This window comes from Bacillus sp. FSL W7-1354 (genome assembly GCF_038002405.1).
In the GTDB taxonomy this organism is placed as follows: Bacteria; Bacillota; Bacilli; order Bacillales; family Bacillaceae; genus Bacillus; species Bacillus paralicheniformis.
Genome location: NZ_JBBOCL010000001.1, coordinates 636,096 through 657,686, shown reverse-complemented (window position 1 = coordinate 657,686; position 21,591 = coordinate 636,096). Strand labels below are relative to the sequence as shown.

Annotated in this window: 26 protein-coding genes; 10 read left to right on the top strand and 16 right to left on the bottom strand. The window is 45.8% G+C overall.

Translation table 11 applies throughout. From position 1 onward, the window contains the following. Nucleotides 1-19: 19 nt before the first annotated feature. The 4 genes from MKZ04_RS03510 to MKZ04_RS03495 all read left to right on the top strand — a co-directional run bounded on the left by MKZ04_RS03510 (nt 20) and on the right by MKZ04_RS03495 (nt 3,174). On the top strand, nt 20-634 hold the full coding sequence (locus tag MKZ04_RS03510) for a YhcN/YlaJ family sporulation lipoprotein (protein ID WP_020451265.1): 615 nt from the start codon (nt 20-22) through the stop codon (nt 632-634). A 119-nt stretch (nt 635-753) separates the two neighbouring features. Further along, complete coding sequence (locus tag MKZ04_RS03505; RefSeq protein WP_003181456.1) at nt 754-960, top strand: YlaI family protein; 207 nt, start codon at nt 754-756, stop codon at nt 958-960. A 138-nt stretch (nt 961-1,098) separates the two neighbouring features. Beyond that, nucleotides 1,099-2,595 (top strand): monooxygenase, encoded by a 1,497-nt coding sequence (locus tag MKZ04_RS03500; RefSeq protein WP_020451264.1) that lies wholly within the window; start codon nt 1,099-1,101, stop codon nt 2,593-2,595. A 72-nt stretch (nt 2,596-2,667) separates the two neighbouring features. Then, nucleotides 2,668-3,174: a MarR family transcriptional regulator gene (locus MKZ04_RS03495; RefSeq protein ID WP_023857268.1), complete on the top strand. Its 507-nt coding sequence runs from the start codon at nt 2,668-2,670 to the stop codon at nt 3,172-3,174. Nucleotides 3,175-3,195: 21 nt separating this feature from the next. On the opposite strand, the gene MKZ04_RS03490 is transcribed toward MKZ04_RS03495, so the two are convergent. Beyond that, the gene (locus MKZ04_RS03490; RefSeq protein ID WP_003181448.1) at nt 3,196-3,516 is read right to left on the bottom strand and encodes a YlaH-like family protein; all 321 of its coding nucleotides are present in this window, start codon (nt 3,514-3,516) and stop codon (nt 3,196-3,198) included. Between the two features lie 57 nt (nt 3,517-3,573). Continuing rightward, complete coding sequence (typA, locus tag MKZ04_RS03485; protein WP_020451262.1) at nt 3,574-5,412, bottom strand: translational GTPase TypA; 1,839 nt, start codon at nt 5,410-5,412, stop codon at nt 3,574-3,576. A 160-nt stretch (nt 5,413-5,572) separates the two neighbouring features. Here typA and MKZ04_RS03480 point away from each other — a divergent pair, with 160 nt between their 5' ends. Further along, nucleotides 5,573-5,761 carry a YlaF family protein gene (locus MKZ04_RS03480; protein WP_020451261.1) on the top strand — a complete coding sequence of 63 codons (189 nt, stop codon included), beginning with the start codon at nt 5,573-5,575 and terminating at the stop codon, nt 5,759-5,761. 77 nt (nt 5,762-5,838) lie between these two features. Here MKZ04_RS03480 and MKZ04_RS03475 read toward each other — a convergent pair whose 3' ends face one another. From MKZ04_RS03475 to MKZ04_RS03445, 7 genes are all read right to left on the bottom strand, one after another. Then, nucleotides 5,839-6,135, bottom strand: coding sequence for an anti-sigma factor family protein (locus tag MKZ04_RS03475; protein WP_020451259.1), 297 nt, complete (start codon nt 6,133-6,135; stop codon nt 5,839-5,841). A 4-nt stretch (nt 6,136-6,139) separates the two neighbouring features. Beyond that, a complete protein-coding gene (locus MKZ04_RS03470) occupies nt 6,140-6,655 on the bottom strand; it encodes a sigma-70 family RNA polymerase sigma factor (RefSeq protein ID WP_048350114.1) in 516 nt (171 codons plus the stop codon). Next, nucleotides 6,656-6,928 carry a hypothetical protein gene (locus MKZ04_RS03465; RefSeq protein WP_020451257.1) on the bottom strand — a complete coding sequence of 91 codons (273 nt, stop codon included), beginning with the start codon at nt 6,926-6,928 and terminating at the stop codon, nt 6,656-6,658. Next, a complete protein-coding gene (locus MKZ04_RS03460) occupies nt 6,918-8,840 on the bottom strand; it encodes a hypothetical protein (protein ID WP_048350113.1) in 1,923 nt (640 codons plus the stop codon). Before MKZ04_RS03460 ends, MKZ04_RS03465 begins: the two co-directional genes overlap by 11 nt. 122 nt (nt 8,841-8,962) lie before the next feature. Then, nucleotides 8,963-9,418 carry a GNAT family N-acetyltransferase gene (locus MKZ04_RS03455; protein WP_048350112.1) on the bottom strand — a complete coding sequence of 152 codons (456 nt, stop codon included), beginning with the start codon at nt 9,416-9,418 and terminating at the stop codon, nt 8,963-8,965. Then, nucleotides 9,411-10,205, bottom strand: a complete 795-nt coding sequence (locus MKZ04_RS03450; protein ID WP_020451254.1) for an inositol monophosphatase family protein — start codon at nt 10,203-10,205, stop codon at nt 9,411-9,413. Before MKZ04_RS03450 ends, MKZ04_RS03455 begins: the two co-directional genes overlap by 8 nt. Before the next feature lie 141 nt (nt 10,206-10,346). Next, nucleotides 10,347-10,535, bottom strand: a complete 189-nt coding sequence (locus tag MKZ04_RS03445; protein WP_020451253.1) for a hypothetical protein — start codon at nt 10,533-10,535, stop codon at nt 10,347-10,349. Nucleotides 10,536-10,778: 243 nt separating this feature from the next. Between MKZ04_RS03445 and MKZ04_RS03440 the strand changes: the two genes are divergently transcribed. Further along, nucleotides 10,779-11,414, top strand: coding sequence for a YktB family protein (locus MKZ04_RS03440; protein WP_050820754.1), 636 nt, complete (start codon nt 10,779-10,781; stop codon nt 11,412-11,414). Nucleotides 11,415-11,466: 52 nt separating this feature from the next. Here MKZ04_RS03440 and MKZ04_RS03435 read toward each other — a convergent pair whose 3' ends face one another. Then, a complete protein-coding gene (locus tag MKZ04_RS03435) occupies nt 11,467-11,742 on the bottom strand; it encodes a UPF0223 family protein (RefSeq protein ID WP_020451251.1) in 276 nt (91 codons plus the stop codon). A 248-nt stretch (nt 11,743-11,990) separates the two neighbouring features. Here MKZ04_RS03435 and MKZ04_RS03430 point away from each other — a divergent pair, with 248 nt between their 5' ends. Continuing rightward, on the top strand, nt 11,991-13,463 hold the full coding sequence (locus MKZ04_RS03430) for an aminotransferase class I/II-fold pyridoxal phosphate-dependent enzyme (protein ID WP_095290397.1): 1,473 nt from the start codon (nt 11,991-11,993) through the stop codon (nt 13,461-13,463). Nucleotides 13,464-13,508: 45 nt separating this feature from the next. Here MKZ04_RS03430 and MKZ04_RS03425 read toward each other — a convergent pair whose 3' ends face one another. Then, complete coding sequence (locus tag MKZ04_RS03425) at nt 13,509-13,628, bottom strand: GapA-binding peptide SR1P (RefSeq protein WP_020451249.1); 120 nt, start codon at nt 13,626-13,628, stop codon at nt 13,509-13,511. A 377-nt stretch (nt 13,629-14,005) separates the two neighbouring features. Between MKZ04_RS03425 and MKZ04_RS03420 the strand changes: the two genes are divergently transcribed. Next, nucleotides 14,006-14,386: a hypothetical protein gene (locus MKZ04_RS03420; RefSeq protein WP_020451248.1), complete on the top strand. Its 381-nt coding sequence runs from the start codon at nt 14,006-14,008 to the stop codon at nt 14,384-14,386. 92 nt (nt 14,387-14,478) lie between these two features. Here MKZ04_RS03420 and lpdA read toward each other — a convergent pair whose 3' ends face one another. The 5 genes from lpdA to MKZ04_RS03395 all read right to left on the bottom strand — a co-directional run bounded on the left by lpdA (nt 14,479) and on the right by MKZ04_RS03395 (nt 20,510). Further along, nucleotides 14,479-15,891, bottom strand: coding sequence for a dihydrolipoyl dehydrogenase (gene lpdA / locus MKZ04_RS03415; RefSeq protein WP_020451247.1), 1,413 nt, complete (start codon nt 15,889-15,891; stop codon nt 14,479-14,481). 4 nt (nt 15,892-15,895) lie between these two features. After that, nucleotides 15,896-17,188 carry a dihydrolipoamide acetyltransferase family protein gene (locus MKZ04_RS03410; RefSeq protein WP_020451246.1) on the bottom strand — a complete coding sequence of 431 codons (1,293 nt, stop codon included), beginning with the start codon at nt 17,186-17,188 and terminating at the stop codon, nt 15,896-15,898. Between the two features lie 159 nt (nt 17,189-17,347). Further along, on the bottom strand, nt 17,348-18,325 hold the full coding sequence (gene pdhB / locus MKZ04_RS03405) for a pyruvate dehydrogenase complex E1 component subunit beta (RefSeq protein ID WP_020451245.1): 978 nt from the start codon (nt 18,323-18,325) through the stop codon (nt 17,348-17,350). Nucleotides 18,326-18,328: 3 nt separating this feature from the next. After that, the gene (gene pdhA / locus MKZ04_RS03400; protein ID WP_020451244.1) at nt 18,329-19,444 is read right to left on the bottom strand and encodes a pyruvate dehydrogenase (acetyl-transferring) E1 component subunit alpha; all 1,116 of its coding nucleotides are present in this window, start codon (nt 19,442-19,444) and stop codon (nt 18,329-18,331) included. A gap of 397 nt (nt 19,445-19,841) precedes the next feature. Then, nucleotides 19,842-20,510, bottom strand: coding sequence for a YkyA family protein (locus MKZ04_RS03395; protein ID WP_256163735.1), 669 nt, complete (start codon nt 20,508-20,510; stop codon nt 19,842-19,844). A 257-nt stretch (nt 20,511-20,767) separates the two neighbouring features. Here MKZ04_RS03395 and MKZ04_RS03390 point away from each other — a divergent pair, with 257 nt between their 5' ends. Continuing rightward, the gene (locus tag MKZ04_RS03390) at nt 20,768-20,899 is read left to right on the top strand and encodes a YjcZ family sporulation protein (RefSeq protein WP_003181399.1); all 132 of its coding nucleotides are present in this window, start codon (nt 20,768-20,770) and stop codon (nt 20,897-20,899) included. Nucleotides 20,900-21,019: 120 nt separating this feature from the next. Continuing rightward, nucleotides 21,020-21,574 (top strand): peptide deformylase, encoded by a 555-nt coding sequence (gene def, locus MKZ04_RS03385; protein ID WP_025811364.1) that lies wholly within the window; start codon nt 21,020-21,022, stop codon nt 21,572-21,574. The last annotated feature ends 17 nt before the right edge of the window (nt 21,575-21,591 follow it).

The following is a 21,591-nucleotide window of genomic DNA, read 5'->3' as shown; positions in this document are numbered from 1 at the left end:
TTTAAGGAGGCAACCTCAAGTGCGAATCTTTTTTTTGATCCTAATTCAAACCGTTATGCTGCTTTCAGCCTGCGGCATTCAAAATAATGCCCGAAATGAAGCGAACGAGCTTCCCGGCAACAAACCGATTCAAGTAAAAAACAGCTCCCAAGAGCCGGTGAACCGTAAAGACGGGCAAGCCATCTCGCGGCGCCTTGTGAAGATCACCGAAAGCGTTCCGGGTGTCAATGATGCAACCGCCGTCGTGCTCGGCAGGCTAGCCGTCGTCGGAATTGATGTGAAAGACAATTTGGAGCGCAGCAAAGTCGAATCTATTAAGTATTCCGTGGCTGAAGCGCTGCAGAATGACCCTTACGGAGCAAACGCCGCCGTTGTCGCAGATCCCGACACCGTCAACCGCCTGCGGGCAATGGGCAGGGAAATTCAAGCGGGACGCCCTGTCAAAGGGATTCTCGACGAGCTGGCAGCCATCGTCGGGCGCGTCCTTCCTGAAGTGCCGAACGACGCAACAGACAATCAGCAAACAAATCCTACAAAATCCAACAACGACCAGTTGAATGACAGAAACCAGAAACAGCTTGAAAAGGAGCAGAATAAGCAATCAAACAAGCATATGAAAAATCGGCAGCCATAACTTTTAAAAGCCTGTGCCACTGTTTTCTTGACGGCACAGGCTTTTTCCTTTTTTCTATAGGAGAAAATTTATTTGTCCGATTGATTAAGGTATAATGAATCGTAAGTGAGGTGAATCAAGTGAGGGTAAAGTGTTCATTGTGTGACAAAATCGAAAAAATCGATGATGACACACTCATTGCCAAACGTCTCCGAAACCGGCCGATACATACTTATATGTGCCATGAATGCAGCGAACGAATTAAAATCAAAACAGAAAACCGGATGAAAACCGGCCGTTTTAAGCTATATCCGCACAGAAAAGATAAAGAGCAGATCAAGTCATGAAAGCATGGACAAGCTCCATGCTTTTTTATCGGCTTTTTTGTTACACGAGTAACAAAATTAAAGATTATAGTTGATAAACATTTTCATTTGTAGTATGTTAAAATTGTTTCATGCGTAACAAAAAAGGAGTGATTCATCATGGATTTTGATGTACTGATTGCAGGCGGCGGCCCCGTCGGTCTGATGACGGCTTCCGAGCTGGCTTTGGCCGGTGTCCGGACCTGTATTGTCGAACGGCTGAAAGAGCCTTCGCCATTCTCAAAAGCGCTCACGCTGCATCCGCGCTCAATCGAAATACTTGAAATGAGGGGGCTTGGAGAACGGTTTAAGGAAATTGGCAAGCCGAGCCCTTCGGGGCATTTTGCCGGTCTAAAGACTGGATTGGACTTTTCTGCGCTTGATACGCAAGCCAATTTTACATTGATCATCCCTCAGTACGAAACCGAGAAGGTGCTTGAGGAACATGCGCGAAATCTCGGTGTCTGCATCCTTCGCGATCATGAAGTTCTCGCTTTCCGCGAGTATGAGGAAACGGCCGAGCTCGTCGTCCAGGGACCCGACGGCCTGTCCTTTCTAACCGCTTCCTATATCGTCGGTGCTGACGGAGCCGGAAGTACCATCCGCAAGCAGGCGCGTATCGCTTTTTCAGGAACTGATGCGAATATCACCGCAATGCTTGCGGATGTGTCGCTTGAAAATCCGCCGGAATCGCATTTTTATACTTGCGTGAACCGTGAAGGCGGCGTTGTGATCGTGCCTTTAGACGACGGCATTTTCCGCGTCCTCATAACGGCGCCGCACATGCCTCAAGCTTTGCTTCACGAGCCCGTCACACTGGAAGAATTAAAAAAAGAACTCAACCGCATCTGCGGCACGGACTTTGGAATTGACAGCCCGGTTTGGATGTCCCGCTTCGGAAATGCCAGCAAGTTGGCAGAGCATTACCGCTCCGGCAGAATTTTCTTGGCTGGAGATGCCGCGCATATTCATTTTCCTGCAGGAGGGCAAGGTTTAAATGTCGGACTTCAGGACGCAATGAACCTTGGCTGGAAGCTCGCAGCAAAGATCAACGGACGGTGCCCCGACTGGCTGCTTGACAGTTACCATAATGAAAGACATACTGTCGGGGAAGCGCTGCTCGTCAATACACAAATCCAAACAAAGCTGTTTGATTTTACACGTGAAGGCCTGTACCTCCGCGAATTATTATCCGGCATTCTCGGATTTTCAGACGTCAATCGCTATCTGGCAGAACAAATTGCGGCGCTCAGCGTGAAATACAAAGCAGATGAAAAGATGCCTGAACATGAGCTGAACGGAAAACGTCTCCCAGATATCGATCTGACCCTTTCAGATGGTACTGTCAAACGGCTCTACACTTTTCTCCGTGATGGACGCTTTTTATTAGCAGCATTCGGGATAGAAACGAAGGAATTTTCCACCATTCCTCACGTCCGCCGTATACAAGTGAAAGCAATTGACGGCAGGCCTGAATGGAATGGGGTAAAAGCAGCGCTGATCCGTCCCGACGGCCACGTGGCCTGGGCTGTCGACGAATCCATGGAAAACGCGGAGCAATTGATTGCCGATGGTATCCACCGCTGGTGCGGGAACTCTCACATTCAGTCTGTTTAATCATTTTGTTTCATGCGCAACAAAATGATATAATCAAAGCAGAAACATCGATTAAAGGAGCCGATTTTCTGCATGGAGCATTTAACACACGCAAAACAAGAAATATTCGATTTGTACATCAGGCTCATTCATCAGCAAGAGCAGCAAGAAACCGTCATGAAAGAGCGCATCTCCGCTGAAATGAAAAAGATGGAACGCGAATTCGGAGCTGAACTGAAACTCAACATGTCTGACATCCATACGATCAGCTGCATTGGCGACCACGAACCGATCAACGTCACCTCGATTTCCGAGAAAATGGGATTTTCAAAAGCGACGGTCTCAAGGATCACCGCAAAGCTGACCGAAAAAGGCCTCGTCAGCAAGACACAGCTCAGCGACAATAAAAAAGAAATCTACTTCCGCTTAAGCCATAAAGGGAGAAGTATTCATCACCTTCACCAGCGTGAGCACGAAAAAATCGAACAAAGGTTTAAACGATTTTTAAGCCGGTATTCAGCAGATGAGATTCTTTTTGCCAGGGCTTTGTTTCGGGACTTATTAACAGCGGATTTTCTGGCGGATACAAAAAAGACATAGCCTTCTTTGGCTATGTCTTTTCTACGTATTCGCCCCCGTCTGCTCTTTTTTCGAACGGTGCAGACGGATTTTGTAAATCGAAAGGATTAAAACGGCTACGATCAGCCCTTCTCCAACCGGCAGAAAAACGCCGAAAAAAGTTAAAAACGTACAGCCTAGCGCCAGAAAAAAGTAAATGATCGCCGTTTTCAACAGCGGCAGCCGTTTGGCGAACCCCAGTTTAAAGACGACCGCAGACAGGACGAAGATGGTGGCATAAAGCCACCACATTCCCGCCTCAGGATTCTGGTCCACTTTATAAAGAGCGGCAAAAAACGACAGCCGTTCACTTACATCAGTCAAAAAGATTCCCCTCCCCTTTGCTTAGTTGGGTTGCTCTTTTTTTAGGTTCTGCAAATGTTACGACAATCCTGCCAGCTTTTTCTTTTTCGCTGCTTTTTCGCGTTCGTTTTTGTCGAGAATTTTCTTTCTCAATCTGATGGATTCAGGCGTGACTTCGCAGTACTCATCCTCGTTCAAGTATTCAAGCGATTCTTCAAGCGACATGATACGCGGTTTTTTCATGCTGACCGTCTGATCTTTCGTCGCTGAGCGCACGTTTGTCTGCTGCTTCATTTTATTGATGTTGACGACAAGGTCGTTTTCACGGTTGTGCTCGCCGACGATCATGCCTTCATATACTTCTGTGCCCGGCTCGACAAAAATCACGCCGCGTTCTTCAACGCCTTGAATGCCGTAAGCTGAAGCTTTCCCGGTATCCATTGAAACAAGCACACCTTGGCGGCGTCCGCCGACTTGCCCAGGCTCAACAGGCTGATAGCTGTCAAACGTATGGTTTAAAATCCCGAAACCGCGTGTAAGGGAAAGGAATTCGGTTGAGTAGCCGATTAATCCGCGTGAAGGAACGTTGAAAATCAGGCGGACCTGCCCGTTTCCGTTATTGATCATGTCGATCATTTCACCTTTGCGCGCGCCCATTGATTCCATTACAGATCCGGTATGCTCTTCAGGCACATCGATTTGCACACGTTCAACAGGCTCACAGCGAACGCCGTCGATTTCTTTAATGATGACTTCCGGCTTCGATACTTGCAGTTCAAAGCCTTCACGGCGCATGTTTTCGATTAAAATCGACAAATGCAGCTCACCGCGACCGGATACGACCCAGGCGTCAGGAGATGGCGTCGGATCGACTCGAAGGCTGACATCTGTCTGAAGCTGCTGTTCAAGGCGCTCTTCAATCTTCCTGGCCGTGACATATTTTCCTTCGCGACCGGCAAAAGGACTGTTGTTAACCGCGAACGTCATTTGAAGCGTCGGCTCGTCAATGCGCAGAACCGGAAGCGCCTCTTGATGCTCAATCGGGCAGACGGTCTCTCCGACATTGATGTCTTCCATTCCTGATACCGCGACAAGGTCGCCGGCTTTCGCTTCTTCAATTTCGACTCTTTTCAAGCCCTGGAAACCGAAGATTTTCGTTACGCGGAACGGCTTGATAGAACCGTCAAGCTTCATTAAAGCAACTTGCTGTCCGACCTTCATCGTTCCTCTGAACACGCGTCCGATTCCGATACGGCCGACATAATCATTGTAGTCAAGCAGAGCGACCTGGAACTGCAAAGGCTCCTCATGGTTATCGACAGGACAAGGAATATGGTTGACAATCGCTTCGAATAAAGCTTCCATATTTTCATCCTGCTGCTTCGGATCAGCTGAAGCGGTGCCGTTGATCGCAGAAGCGTAAACAACCGGGAATTCAAGCTGTTCTTCATTGGCATCAAGCTCGATAAACAAATCGAGCACTTCGTCAACGACCTCTTCAGGCCGGGCAAAATCGCGGTCGATCTTATTGACAACAACGATTGGCGTCAAGTTTTGCTCAAGTGCTTTTTTCAGCACAAAGCGGGTTTGCGGCATGCAGCCTTCATAAGCGTCAACAACAAGCAGAACGCCGTCGACCATTTTCATGATCCGCTCAACTTCCCCGCCGAAATCTGCGTGTCCCGGAGTATCCAAAATATTAATGCGTGTATCTTTATAGTTAATCGCTGTATTTTTCGCTAAAATCGTAATGCCGCGCTCTCTTTCCAAGTCATTGGAATCCATGGCGCGCTCCGCCACGTTTTCATTTGCACGGAATGTGCCAGCCTGATGGAGGAGCTGATCCACAAGCGTCGTTTTTCCATGGTCAACGTGGGCGATAATAGCGATATTGCGAAGATCTTCTCGAAGTTTCACATTTTCATCTCCTAAAAAATTTAGATAATCTTTCATATTATAACTGACGAACGAAGTTATTTCAATTTCTTTCAAATATCCAGCTTCGGTTGACCCTTTCTATTCAGCGCGATTTTCTGTAAACTAAGAGTAGACTTCATACTAAGGGGATGGGAAAACAGTGAAACAAATCAAATGGATATTCTTATTATTCGCACTTGCTGCAGTGATCAGCATCATGATGATCGGCGTTGCAGTCGCCGAAAAAAGCGCTGCCGGCGTCGCAATTGCCGTCGCAATTCTGATCGTCATTATGGGGAGCGGTTTTACTCTCAAAAAAAGAATGCGCGAAAAAGGCCTGCTTGAATAAAAAAGAGCCCCTTCCGGCTGAAGGGGCTTTTGATTATTAAATTCCAAAAAAACTGGCGGCAGGTTGCCCGCCAGTTCTTATAAAAAGAATAAATAAATCAAAAGCATCAGCAAGTAGCCTCCGCCAAAAAGCGCTGCCCCTTTGAGAATCAGCCTTTGATAGTATGCTTTCCTGAATTTTTGTTCTTCCGCTTCTCCTGCTTCCGTTGGCAATCTGTCGTCATCATGAAAATTGACAGGTTCCCTCATCATGTCATACATTTCCCGGCAATCTGCACACGTTTTGATGTGCGCCATAACCAAATGTTCCGTTTTGCGGCTGCAATCGCCTTCTATGTATAGAGGCAGTAAATCTCTCACAAGATGACATTTCATATTGTTAAACCTCCCTGCCTTCCAAGCTTTTTTTCAGCTCAAGGCGGGCCCGGTGAAGATTGGTTTTTACCTTTGACAGTTTCCAATCGAGCACTTCCGCTATTTCCTCATAGGAAAGCTCCTGAAACTCTCCTAAAATAAGTACGGTCTGGTAATGTTCTTTCAGCCGGTCAATGTGATGTTTCAGCTCCTCCTGCCTTATGGCGTTTGCCAAATGGCGCTCAGGCATTTCAAACGTGTGCTGTTCCATGTCGCCGCAGGCCGTCACATCGGAAAACCGGATTTTTTTATCTTTTCTGTACCAGTTGATAAACGTATGATGCGCGATCGTATACAGCCATGTTTTGATCGAGGAATGGCCTCTGAAAGACTCCAGGCCCGCAAAAGCTTTCAGAAACGTATCCTGTGCCAGGTCTTTCGCCGTCTCAAGCTGATGGGTTCGCCTGTACAAATAGTACATAATGTCATGATAATATTCCCTGTACAGTTCTTCAATCGTCTGTTTTTTATTGGAAGCCATTTAGAAAAAAAACCACACCGTCATCCAAATCGAAAGGAGCAGGAAAGCACCATACAACGAGTAAACAAAAACCATGATATGACGGAGCTGCTGACGATCATCTGCCTTTTGTATGCCGGGAAGCGTTCTATTCTCGACTGCTGCCTCTTCAGCCTGGCCTTGAAAAAGCTGCTCATGCTCTTTCATCCAGATCACGGTTTCCTCTTCCAGTTCACCTTCTTGATAGAGCTCATACAAATCAAGAAACACCGCTTTTTTTTCTTCACTTGTCATCAAATTGTTTCACCTCATTTGTTAAGGCATCAACCAAGTATGCATCATGTTCGTTTGAGCCGAACGGCTGGATGATGACAAGCCACGCATACCGGCTCTTTTGATCCCCGTCTGAAACAATCACAAGCTTCGTCCGTTTATAATAAACCAACCCTTTTTGATAGTGTTCAGACACTTTCCGAAAAGCCTTTTCCCCGTCTGCATATGTGTAGGGGGGCTTTTCATCCGCTTTGCGAAAATATTTTCTCACCGTCAGATAAGCTCCCTCTTCATGCTTCGTCATGGTCCAGCTCGTATTTAATACAGCATCGCTTTCTTTTTTCTGAAATTCTATCAGATCCTTTTCTAACTCCACCCTTTTCAGCTGAGAAAGGTCTTGATCAAATAATGAAAGCAAGCGTTTTTCGAGCTCTTGTCCGCGATAAGGCAAGGCGCTTTCAGATGTGAACGTAATAGCCGTTAATGCACCTGTTACAGGATGGAACGCCATCTCCGTTCCGTCGCTTGTCTTCACGTTTATGGATGCCGAGTTGAGGCTGGATGGAAATAATAAATCAATATCTGTCAGCTGATAAGCTGAGACGGGTATACCCAGCTTACGATAGACCGCTTCAACACCCCGCTCGATATCCTGACCAGAAACGCGGGCTTGTTTCACGCTTTCTAAGTTGTAAACAGACGTGTCCTCGGAAAAACCTATCAGTGTTTCCTTCCTCCAAGTAAACCCCATTGTGCTTAATTCAGGATCCTGGCCTTCACGGTAAAATTCAACAGTAGCTTCGTCGTCATCACGGCTTACTTTTGCCTTGATTTGTTTGTCAAGTTCGCGGCCGTGTTCCCGCAGAAATTGCTTCGACCGCTTGATATACGCCTGATCGGACAGGATATTCCCGCTAGGCTCTTTTTGATTGTAATAATTGGTGATCACCCCCGTCCAGCCGTCAACGTACGCCTCGTAATCCTTCGTTTTAAAATGATAAACGTTGTGAAAATCCTGGTTGGTGGCTGACAAATAGATCAAGCTGTCCGTCGGAAAAAACGAGCTGACAGTCTGCTTCGCTTCTTTAACCGAAACAGGTTGAAAATTGGCATCAACCACGTCTGAAACCTCAGGGTGTGAGATTGTAAAAGCGGCATCTGCCAAATTGTAAAAAGGGTTAAGAAGTAGTGTGAAAAATACGGCGGTGCCCGCGGCTAAAACACGCTTCACCATCAAAAAAGGCTTTCTCGAGCCATTCAGCAAGTGATATGTCATAAGAAAACCGAGCATGGTCAGAAATACGTTCAGCGGAAAAAATTCGTAGCCGAGCTTTTTGATGAAGAAACCGCCGATCGTCACAATGTAAAAAATCAAAAGGAGAACGTAACGGTTTCTTTTCCAATAAAGCTGAAAAAACAAGCAGATCATCAGCCCCGGAACCCCGATGAGCAGCACCAATACAAGCAGCAATTGTTCGAGATCAGCCCCGTTTTCCTTTAAATAGACAGCAGAGCCGAACAGCGATTGGAAAAACGGCATCGTCATCACCGCAATGTCAAATGCAAAAAACAGCCCCTTGCCCCCTTTTTCTGCGAGTGTCATCATATAATGAAATGAGACAAGCAAAATATAGCCGAACAGCAAAAACTGCATAAAAGGCAGGAGCGCATCTTGTTCTTCTATGTACAGGTTTGAAAACTCAGCGGCTTTCATTTGGTGAGCCAATTCAAACGAAAGGGCGCCTACCAAAATCAGCCTGAGCGCGATGCCTGCGTAAAAAAAGAGGCGCCGCCTGCTCACTTTCGGATGAAATGACACGACATACAGAAGGGCAAGGCCTGTCAAACACCACTGAATGACAAGCATGCTCTGCCTGCTTAAAATAAAATAACGTTCAAAATGGAGCACATAATCACTGAATAGTTCAATCAATTTCCACCACAATTCCTTTACATCAAATTAAGGCCTCATCATCATAGACAAACGAAGTAGCATTATGTTTCAAAAAATCATAAAAAAATGAGACCTGTTGTCAAACAAGTCTCATTGAAGCATCAAGCAAGGGGCAACACCATAATCAAATATCGTTTTCCCTCTTTATCTTTTTCCGTTTTCAGCTGTTCAAATCCCGAACAGGCGAGCATGTTCAGCCACGCGTCCTTTTCATATGGCACCGCCGCAAACAACGCTTTATGTCCCTTTTCTTTCAAACGTTTGCCGATCGTTTCAATCACTTCTTTTGCCCGGCCTTTTTGGCGGAAATCGGGATGGACAAGAAGCGTTCCGAGCCAAGGCTTGCCGTTAGAAGGCGCCCATTCGAGATGAAAGCTCAGAGCCGCCGGCAGGCCCCTGTCTTCCCACACGAGCCATTCACCGTTATACATCGCATAAGCACTCATATAGCGTTCCAGGCTGTTTCCGTCAAGCTCTTCCTTCGCCCACCCGGGGCTTGCTTCGGCCAGCTCCTCAAAAAAGGCGAAATCGGAAGAAGAGAAAGACCTGCTATTCATGCGGCAAATATTCGTTGAAAATCGCCCGGTGAGCTGCCGGATTGCCGGCTACGATGCTGTGGTTTTCAAGAAAATTGAGCGGCTTCCCGTCAATTGTCGTATATGTTCCGCCGACTTCATCAAGCAGGATGCAGCCGGCGGCGTAATCCCAAGGAGCGAGTCTCATCGTCACATACACATCCATTCTGCCGGCTGCAACATAAGCAAGTTCCAAAGCCGCTGAACCGTATGACCGGGTCCCTCTGACGCGCTTGACAAGCGGAGATAATACGCTTGGATCGATCCGTCTGTTCTCGGTGATCCATGTCGCATTGATGGCCAGAATCGATTCTTCAAGCGGCACTTCTTTCATCTTGCCGAGCTTTGTATCATTCATGTAAGCACCTTCGCCTTGAAAAGCATGATAAAGCTCGTCGTGAGTCACATCATAAATCAAACCGATTTTGCCTTTTCCGTTTTCAAAAATGCCGATTGAAATCGCAAAATTGCGTTTTTGATGAATAAAGTTCATCGTGCCATCGATCGGATCGATGATCCAAACGATGCCATCCAAAGATGTAAGCTTGTCCCCCTGGCCTTCTTCGCCAAGAATATGATGATCCGGAAAAACCGATTGGATTTTTTCAATGAAAAAACGCTCTGTTTCCTTGTCAATGTTTGTGACAAGGTCATTTGGATTCGATTTCGTTTCGATTGTCATCTTTTCTTTCATTGACTGCTGAATTCTCTGACCAGCTTCTTTCACCCAGCTTTTCGCCAGGCGGTCGATTTCCTTCCAGTTTGTCATCACACTACCTCTTTTCTATGTATACCTGTTGATTTATTCATAGCATACTGATATTAGCCGGGAAAAATCAAGAAAAATGACAAATGATCAGGCGGCCCAGATAAAAACGAACCTCTCAAACGGTTCGTTTTTATTATGGTTTCAACCATATAATCTAATCCATTCTTTTCTGAGTCGTTCCAGTTTGCGCTTGCTCAACTCGATTTGGGTTTCATCCTTTTTTTCCATGGCTTCAAAAAGCGTTGCAAGTTCATAATCGACCTCAAGCCTCCAAACAGCGGCCCGATTGTCTTTTTCCTCTTTCAATCCTTGTTTCACAATTGGTTTCATGTGCCCTACGCCCCCTCCAGAGAAAATTGATGTCAAAGAGAATCCTTCTGGTTTTAGTCCTAAGCGTGATTTATATTAATTTCTTATTCATATCGTATGAAGTGCTCAAACATTCGCAACGTTATTCTAAAAATTGTGTGTTTACCTAACGATTCCCCAAAATCCGCGAAGCGAAACGTAATTTTTTGTTTGAAAAGCCGACTGTGATACAATATCTTTACTGATTGGACAAGGAGGAACACAATGAGCAGTCTGCGTTTTACTGAAGAGGATTTTCGTACATTTACAATAGAAGGTTTAGATGCGCGGATGAGCGTTCTGAAAGAAACCGTGCGCCCGAAACTTGAAGGGCTCGGCGATCATTTTGCGCCTGTACTGTCCGCATTGACAGGAGATGAAATGTTTGTCCACGTCGCAAAGCACGCGCGCCGCTCGGTCAATCCGCCGGACGACAGCTGGGTTGCTTTTGCAAACAATAAGCGCGGCTATAAAAAGCTGCCTCATTTCCAAATTGGTTTATGGGAAACCCACGTGTTCGTATGGTTTGCATTGATCTATGAGTCTCCTCTCAAGCAGGAATACGGCCAGCTGTTTAAAAAGCATCTGCCGGACATTGAAAGCAACATTCCAAGCCGTTTTGTCTGGTCGGCCGATCATACGAAACCGGGCGTCATAAGACAGTCTGAGATGGACGATAAAGAGCTGGAGAACCTGTTTGAACGGCTCGTCAACGTGAAGAAAGCAGAAGCGCTTTGCGGTATTCAGCTTGCAAAAGACGAAGTCCTGCAAATGAGTGAAGAGGCGTTTCTATCCGAAATCGAAGCGGCTTTTGAAAAGCTCGCCTTCCTTTACCGCCTGACGCAGAAAGTATCGGTTTAAACAAAAAGGGATGGCCTGTTGTGCCCATCCCTTTTTGTTTTGGATTTTCTCATTACATTTTAATTTTCGTATTTTCCGTTTGTTCCTTTGCTTTTTTGACTGCCTGATACGGAGAGTAATCGCTCGCTTCTTCAAACTGACTGCAGAGCTTTTTTTCCTCGGCTTTTCCCGGAACGATTTCTTTAAAGCGGCGGTAAGCACTCATTAGTACATCGCGCTCTACGCCTTTTTCATAAGCGAGCTCAACCGTCTGAAAAAACGATATGACGTCTATCGCTTCCTCTGTGCTCCAGTCTTCATTCATCGGATATTGGTATCCTTCTTCCATTTGGTTCATCTCCTTGTGCAGTTCGGCCTGACGGCTTGTTTGGCTTTAGTATTGGTTTTCTTTTTTGCGACTATCCAAAGGGACAGAGAAGCCTTAAAGATGATAAAATGTTCTTTACATTCTTTCAAGAACATAATATAATTCATTTGTTTTATGCCATCAAGCAAAAACGCAAAATAACTCAACGATTTTTGATAAAGAATAGTCTTTAAGGAAATAGCAGGTTTATCATGAAGGTGGGAAAACAATTGTTGCAGCACGAAACACCCCTATATACCGGATTAAAAAAACACGCCGGCAAAAACCCGATCCAGTTCCATATACCCGGGCACAAAAAAGGCTCCGGGATGGACCCTGAATTCAGGGCGTTTATCGGAGAAAACGCATTAAGCATAGATTTAATCAATATCGAGCCTCTCGACGATCTGCACGCACCGAAAGGAATTATCAAACAGGCGCAGGATCTGGCGGCTGAAGCATTCGGAGCCGACTACACGTTTTTTTCCGTTCAGGGAACGAGCGGCGCTATCATGACGATGGTCATGGCCGTATGCGGACCCGGAGACAAAATCATCGTGCCGAGAAATGTTCATAAATCGGTCATGTCAGCGATCGTCTTCTCAGGCGCAGTACCGATCTTCATCCATCCGGAAATTGACGATGAGTTGGGAATTTCACACGGAATCACCCCTGAATCAGCGAAAAAAGCGCTGCTTGAGCATCCTGACGCAAAGGGGCTTCTTGTCATCAACCCGACTTATTTCGGCATAGCTGCAGACTTAAGAAGCATCGTGGAGCTGGCTCATTCATTTCATATCCCTGTGCTTGTTGACGAAGCACACGGCGTTCACATCCATTTCCACGAAGATCTGCCTCTTTCTGCCATGCAGGCCGGAGCGGATATGGCGGCGACGAGCGTTCATAAGCTCGGAGGATCCCTTACACAGAGCTCGATTCTCAATATGAAAGAAGGTCTTGTTTCAAAAGAAAGAGTTCAATCGATTTTAAGCATGCTGACGACGACATCGACCTCCTATTTATTGCTCGCTTCACTTGATGTCGCAAGAAAACGCTTAGCCACAGAGGGACACGAACTGATCGAACAAACGATTAAGCTCGCTGATGAAACAAGGGATCGCATCAATGAAATCAACGGTATTTCATGCGTCGGGAGGGAAATCCTCGGCTCCAAAGCGGCTTTTAACTATGATCCGACCAAATTGATCATATCTGTGAAAGACCTCGGGCTGACCGGGCATGATGTGGAAAAATGGCTGCGCGAGTCATGTCAAATCGAAGTGGAGCTTTCTGACTTATACAACATCCTGTGCATTTTTACACCGGGAGACCGGAAAGAGGATGCGGATGCGCTGATCAAAGGCTTAGCCGACATCGCTCAACAGGCCGCCTCTGCTGCGGAAAACAGACGCAAGCCTGAAGTGCTTCTGCCAAACATTCCAGCGCTTGCAATGACACCGCGTGACGCTTTTTATGCAAATACGGAAATTATTCCGTTTAAAAAAGCCGCCGGCAGAATCATTGCCGAATTTGTGATGGTTTATCCGCCAGGGATACCGATCTTCATTCCAGGCGAGATCATTACCGAGGATAATATCAACTACATCGAAAAGAACCTCGAAGCAGGGCTGCCTGTTCAGGGACCGGAAGATGACACCCTCCATATGATCCGCGTCATTAAAGAACAGCAAGCAATCCTGTAAAAAACAGAAAAGCATGCGGCACTGTAAATGGCCGCATGCTTTTTTCTATTCTTCCTCTCTAAGATGGCAGTTGCACTGTCCGCACGTTCCGTAAAGAATCGTCACTTTCTCATCTTCAAAATGCTGAATGGTTTCATTGCAGTCTTGACAAACGATCGTGCCCATCTTTCATTCCCCTTTTCTTTTCAAAATGGAAGCGTTTAAATTTGTTACCTTTATAATATTATGTCACATTAATATTGTCAACGGTTAATTGTATAACACATTTAAATCATTTTTGCTCTTTTTTTTAAAAAAAGGCCATTCATGTTATATATGTATTCCTGCTTAAAGCTTATGCAGAACGCTTCCCTGCTGATTCCGACTATGTACCCATTAAATCCGTTCAATCTGCAACGTCTCATAAATAAAACAGCAGTTATCAATTGTGTAACAAATGGGTAACAACGAAAGATTATTTCAATTATCATGATAAAATAGGAATTGTTTACTAATCGAACAGGAAAATCGGCTTGCATTATATAGAGAGGTGAGGAGACGTCATGTGGTTTCGAGCGATATTCACCGCCGCAATTTGTTTCCTTTTTTTGACGAGTGGATGTTCTTTATCTCACATCATGCCTGACCATGAGCAGCAGCAAAGCGCCAACCAACGCCACCTCAAGCTCATCTTTTTTTCCGATGACGAGCATATGGGGCAGGAAGTGGCTTACTATGATGCGCTTTTGGATTTAAAAAAAGAATTTCCCGAACAGGTTTCAAATATGGAAATTTCACATGAAAAAGGCCAGTGGAAAAAAGAGGTTAAAATCTTTCCAAGCTTGCTGCTTGTTCATGATAAAAAAGTACTGGTTAAAATTGAAGGAAAAATAAAAGATAAAGATAAAATTGTAAAGCTTCTTCAAAAAGAATTGAAGCATTAAAAATCCCCTGTGTATGTGCTAGGGGATTTTCTATCTTGAGCGATTGCTAAAATACATAAAAAAACCCCCTGATAGGGGGTTTTTTTATTTAATTATTTTACAACGTGAATCGGCATGCCAATGGCAACTTCTGCAGCTTCCATTGTGATTTCTCCCAATGTAGGGTGAGCATGGATTGTCATGGCGATATCTTCAGCAGTCATGCCTGCTTCGATTGCCAAGCTCAGCTCAGAAATCATGTCAGAAGCGCTTGCTCCGGCAATTTGTGCACCGATGACTAAACCGTCTTCTTTGCGTGTTACAAGTTTAAGGAAACCGTCAGTTTCGTTTAATGACAGCGCACGTCCGTTTGCAGCAAACGGGAATTTGGCTGCAGTCACTGCAAGACCTTCTTCTTTAGCCTGTGCTTCAGTGTAACCTACAGATGCAAGTTCAGGCTCAGAGAAGACGACCGCAGGAATTCCGAGATAGTCGATTTCCGCTGCTTCTCCGGCAATCGCTTCAGCAGCGATTTTACCTTCATAAGAAGCTTTATGTGCAAGCGGAGGACCTTCGATGATGTCACCGATCGCATAGATGTTCGGAATGTTTGTACGGCATTGTTTGTCCGTTTTGATGATGCCGCGGTCCGTCATTTCAACGCCTACTTGTTCAAGTCCAAGCTCGTCCGTGTTTGCAACGCGGCCGACAGTGACAAGTACGTAGTCCGCATCGATCGTTTGCTCTTCGCCTTTCACTTCGAACGTAACGGTTACGCCGTCAGCTTTTTCTTCTACGCCTTTAGCCATAGCTTTTGTATGGATTTCAACGTTGCCTTTTTTCTTCAGGTTGCGTTTAACAAGAGAGCTCATTTGCTTCTCAAAGCCTGGAAGGATTTCTTCTCCGCCTTCAAGAATGACAACTTCAGTGCCGAAGTTTGCATATGCAGTACCGAGCTCAGTTCCGATGTAGCCGCCGCCGATGACAACGAGCTTCTTAGGAATTTCTTTCAGTGCAAGCGCGCCTGTTGAATTCAGTACGCGGTCGCTATATTTGAAGTTTGGCAATTCGATAGGGCGAGAACCCGTTGCAATGATCGCATTTTTGAACGTGTATGTCTGAGCTGAATTCTCATCCATCACGCGTACAGAATTGCTGTCTACAAAGTACGCTTCGCCTTTTACGATGTCGACTTTGTTGCCTTTCAGAAGGCCTTCCACACCGCCGGTAAGCTTATTAACGACAGAGGCTTTCCATTCTTGAACTTTTGTAAAGTCAACTTTTACGTTTTCAGCAGTGATCCCCATCTCTTCAGAATGCTTTGCATTCTCATAGCGGTGGCCTGCATTGATCAGCGCTTTTGAAGGGATACATCCGACATTCAGACATACGCCTCCAAGATTGCCTTTTTCAACGATTGTTACTTTTTGTCCAAGCTGAGCAGCGCGGATGGCAGCTACATAGCCGCCAGGTCCCGCACCAATGACAAGAGTATCTGTTTCAATAGGGAAATCTCCTACTACCATTACATTACGCCTCCATTAAAATTAATTGTGGATCGTTCAGCAAACGCTTGATGTGATTTAATGCGTTTTGTGCAGTTGCGCCGTCGATCATACGGTGGTCGAAGCTTAGAGAAAGAGCCAGAACAGGTGCAGCGACGATTTCGCCGTCACGAACGACAGCTTTCTCAGCAATGCGGCCGATTCCAAGGATCGCAACTTCCGGATGGTTGATAACCGGTGTGAACCATTGCCCGCCGGCAGAGCCGATATTCGTAATTGTGCAAGAAGCGCCTTTCATTTCAGCAGGAGCAAGTTTGCCGTCGCGTGCTTTTGTCGCAAGTTCGTTGATTTCATTTGAAATCTCAAAAACAGCTTTGCGGTCCGCATTTTTAACGACCGGCACAAGCAGGCCTTTGTCAGTGTCTGCCGCAATACCGATGTTGTAGTAGTGCTTCTGAATCACTTCATCTGTATTGTCGTCAATTGATGTATTCAGGACTGGATATTTTTTCAGAGCTGATGTTAAAGCTTTTACCACGTAAGGCAGGTAAGTCAGCTTAATTCCTTGATCAGCCGCAACTTGTTTAAACTGCTTGCGGTGAGCGACAAGATTTGTCACATCGACTTCGTCCATTAGTGTAACGTGTGGAGCGGTATGTTTTGAGTTGACCATAGCTTTTGCGATGGCTTTGCGGATTCCGCTCATTTTCTCGCGTGTTTCAGGGAATTCGCCTTCAGGCACTTGAACCGCCGCTGCAGGTTTTTGTGCAGCAGGCTCTGCTTTTTCTTCAGCTTGAGCAGCCTGAGCGTTTCCGGCAGTTCCTGCGTTTAAGAAGCTGTCGATATCTTCTTTCAGAACGCGGCCATTTTTGCCCGAACCTGAAACATTCACGATATCAACGCCTTTTTCACGGGCATACTTGCGTACAGATGGCATTGCAATGACGCGCTTATTCGGATCTGCATCCGCTTGCTCGTTTGCTTCCGCTGCTTCTGCTGGTGCATCAGTTTCTTGTTTGTCAGCTTCTTCCGCTTTCGCTTCGCCTGATTCGTCGCCTTTGAATTGAAGATCTTCGTAACCTGGTGCATCAAATGTGATGATTGTCTGCCCAACGGTTGCGACTGTTCCCTCTTCAACTTTTAATTCTAATACTTTTCCTTTAACAGGTGAAGGAATTTCTACAACTGCTTTATCGTTTTGGACCTCTGCCAAAACGTCATCTTCGTTTACCTCGTCGTTTGGCTTGACGAACCATTTTACGATTTCGCCTTCGTGGATTCCTTCCCCGATATCCGGAAGTTTAAATTCAAATGCCACAGTTTTCGACCTCCTAAGATTATTACGTAGTTGATATAATGGTCAGCCTGCTTATTTAGGCTGACTGTCAGTAGACGGCTACAGTTTCTCCGACTGACTGTGGAAATGCATGAAGGGAAAAAGGCTGGTATCAGCTTTTCCCTTATTGTTCAGATCTTATTAGAATTCCAATACTTTTTTCGCAGTTTCAAGCACGTCTTTATGGTTTGGAAGCCATACGCTTTCAGCTTGAGAGAATGCGAATACCGTATCAGGAGCAGTGACGCGAAGCACCGGAGCTTCGAGGCTCAAAATCGCGCGGTCGTTGATTTCGGCAACAACGTTTGCAGCCACTCCAGCCTGTTTTTGCGCCTCTTGAACGACGATCGCGCGGCCTGTTTTTTCCACAGATGCGATGATCGTGTCGATGTCAAGCGGGCTGACTGTGCGAAGGTCGACAACCTCAGCAGATACGCCTTCTTTTTCAAGCTCTTCCGCAGCTTTTAATGACTCGTGAACCATCGCTCCGTATGTGATGATGGAAAGGTCTGTTCCTTCGCGTTTCACATCGGCTTTGCCGATTTCAATTGTGTATTCCTCTTCAGGAACTTCCTGACGGAATGAACGATAAAGTTTCATATGCTCAAGGAAGACAACCGGATCGTTATCGCGGATCGCGGAGATTAAAAGTCCTTTAGCATCGTACGGAGTTGAAGGAATGACGACTTTAAGTCCAGGCTGCTGTGCAACGAGTCCTTCCAAGCTGTCCGCGTGAAGTTCAGGCGTATGAACACCGCCGCCGAACGGAGAGCGGATTGTCACTGGTGAAGTCCAGCGGCCGCCGGAACGGTAGCGCATCCGTGCCATTTGTCCGGAAACTGAGTCCATCACTTCGTACACAAAGCCGAAAAATTGAATTTCCATTACAGGACGGAAGCCTTGTAAGCCTAAGCCGAGTGCAAGGCCGCCGATACCAGATTCAGCAAGAGGAGTGTCAAATACGCGATCCTCACCAAACTCTTTTTGCAATCCTTCAGTCGCACGGAACACGCCGCCGTTAACACCGACGTCTTCTCCGAAAACTAAGACATTTTCGTCATTTTTCAGTTCTGTGCGTAACGCATCAGTGATTGCTTGAATCATTGTCATTTGCGCCATGGCTTACTTCGACTCCTTCTCTTTATAAATTTCCTTTTGTTCTGCAAGGTTGTAAGGAAGCTCTTCATACATGATGTCGATCAGGTCGGTCACTTTTTGCTTCGGCTCTTCGTCAGCTTTTTTGATCGCCTGCTTGATTTCTTCTTTCGCTTCTTCAATTACCTTGCTTTCTTCTTCTTCAGACCAAAGGCCTTTGTTTTCCAAGAATTTGCGGAAACGGACAAGCGGATCTTTCTGCTCCCACTCATTCTCGATTTCTTTCGTACGGTATTTCGTCGGGTCGTCACCGGCCATAGTATGAGGACCGTAACGGAAGCAAAGCGTTTCGATCAGGGTAGGGCCTTCGCCGTTTACAGCGCGCTCGCGTGCTTCGCGTGTCGCAGCGTATACAGCAAGGGCATCCATGCCGTCTACTTGAACGCCGACGATACCTGCAGCCGCAGCTTTTTGTGCGATTGTTTGAGCTGCTGATTGCTTCTCAACAGGTGTAGAAATCGCATAGCGGTTGTTTTGAACAACGAAAATAGCTGGAGCTTTATACGCACCGGCAAAGTTGATGCCTTCGTAGAAGTCACCTTGGGAAGCACCGCCGTCTCCAGTATAAGTGATCGCCACAGCCTGTTTGCCGCGTTTTTTCAAGCCGAGTGCAACACCAGCCGTCTGGATGTATTGCGCACCGATAATAATTTGCGGCGACAGCGCATTGACATCATCCGGCATTTGGTTGCCGCGGAAATGTCCACGAGAGAACAAGAATGCTTGATAAAGCGGAAGTCCGTGCCAGATCAGCTGCGGAACATCACGGTAGCCCGGAAGAACAAAGTCTTCTTTTTCAAGCGCGAAATGCGTAGCAATTTGAGACGCTTCCTGACCGGCAGTCGGCGCGTAGAAGCCAAGGCGGCCTTGTCTGTTCAAAGAAATAGAACGCTGATCCAAAATGCGTGTATACACCATGCGGCGCATTAATTCTTTTAATTGATCATCAGATAGATCAGGCATTGCCGCTTCATTAACGACTTCGCCTTCTTCATTCAAAATTTGAAACGTTTCGAACTGCTTTTTAATGGCATCGAATTGCTTTTTGCTATCAACGATTGCTTTTTTCGTTTTTGCAGCCATATAAAGTCACCTCTTCCTTTCTTTTGACAGTCATAGACGTGTATCCCTTATACATACAGAATTAGGGTGTCCTAAATTGACGGGCGCAACTCATATTTATTTCTTATTAGCCGCTTTGATGGTTGTCGAAACTTTTATGTAAGGACAGCACAACGCGTTCTAAAACTGTATCATTTATAGTTTATGACAAACTAATACAACAAGTTCCACCAAGGCTAAGTTTACACCAGTCGATCATGCTCGTCAATCGATTTCATTCCTGAAATTCAATAAATGTATTCGCTTTACTGAATTTCTGTTTCAGCGCTGTTCAGACTGTTTCAAACTGTTCTAGTATAGACAGCATTCTGTATTACAATAGCAATACAGATTTTGTCGAAAAAAGAGGGCTGAATATTCAGCCCTCTTTCATCTCAAATCCCGCAGCCTTGTAAAAATCCTTTCTGGCTTTGTTGTAATCCTTTGTATACTCATTGAAATGTTTGCTTTCTTTCAGCACTTTGTCATACGATTGATTGATTTTTTTCAGCTGTGCCTCAAGGTCATCCAGTTTAAGACCTTTGTTTTTGAGCAGCTTGTACAGCTCTTTGTCAAGGCCGATTGCGTTCTGATAGGCGTCATAAAGCGAGTCGTAGGCTTTGTAGCGCTTTTCCATAAAAGAAGCAGCGTTCTCAGCTTTTTTCCTGACCTTCTGATCTTCGATTTTTTCCGCCGACGCTTTATTCGCTTCAAACTCCTGCTTTGCTTCGTCTATGCTTTCTTTCTCAGAATTCAAGTGCTTCTCGCGGTTTCCGGCTGTCTTGAGCGCTTTGTCGGAGAGCGCAGCGATTCGGTCAAAATCATCCATATTGAGCCTGATCATTTCCTCGTAAAGCTTAGATTCGGCCTTTTCCAGACTTTTAAGGGAACCCTGCTCTTGTTTAAAAGGCTCTTCCAATTCCACGATCTTCTCCAGCGAGCCGTGAAAAGACTCGACAGGATCTTTCCAGAGACAGCCTGATAGTACAAATGCTGCCGTGAAAAGAACAACGATGCCTGCTGGCACCCGCATGTTTGAAAATTTCACTTCGAACTTCCCCCAATCTCGACAAATTCCACTATAAAATGAATTCGTTTGTTTGACAACAGAAGTCTAAAGCGTATGGACAAGCCGATATCAGATCGGTATGCCGCCGCCTTCGCTTTTAGACCAAAACATTTAGGGAAAATTCCTTGAAGTTGGGCATTCGACTATACAACCGTTGGACTTTTACATAATTTATATTAGACGCCATGCCTACCAAAAAGAAAAGGCTGGCGTAAAATAACGGAGGAGGTCTTCATATGTACGGTTATTGCTGCCCTGGATACGGGTACGGCGGCGGTTATGGATACGGCTACGGCCGCACATTCGCTTTGATCGTCGTTCTCTTTATTTTGCTGATTATTGTAGGGGCCGCTTATTTAGGCTGCTAGCCCCTGATGAATCCGTCATGACCAGCCTCCTTCGGCTGGTCATTTTATCATGCACAGAGATTGCGCGAAAAGAGCAAGATCCGCTATACTTTACATAATGAATCGTTGGGAGTGAAGATGTTGATCACAATGGAAAACATTGTCCGCGACGGGCACCCCGCTTTAAGAACCGTCGCCGAAGAAGTTCAATTGCCAGCTAGCGAAGAAGAAATCAAACAGCTGAGCAACATGATCGAGTTTGTCAAAAACAGCCAGGACCCTGAAATCGCTCAAAAGTACAACCTTCGTCCTGGTGTCGGCCTAGCCGCTCCGCAAATTAATATCAATAAACGAATGATCGCAGTTCATGCCGAAAATGAAGACGGGACACTTTACAGCTATGCGCTTTTCAATCCGAAGATCGTCAGCCACTCTGTTCAAAAATGCTATTTGACAAGCGGCGAGGGCTGCCTGTCTGTCGACGAACCGATTCCCGGATATGTTCCGCGCTATGAACGGATCCGGGTCAAAGGAACGACACTTGATGGCGAAAACGTCGACATCCGCTTAAAAGGATTTCCGGCAATCGTATTCCAGCATGAAATCGATCATTTAAACGGCATTATGTTTTACGACCATATCGACAAAGAAAACCCTCTGAAACAACCCGAAAACGCAACGCCTGTCGGCAGATAATGCACATAAAAAAACGG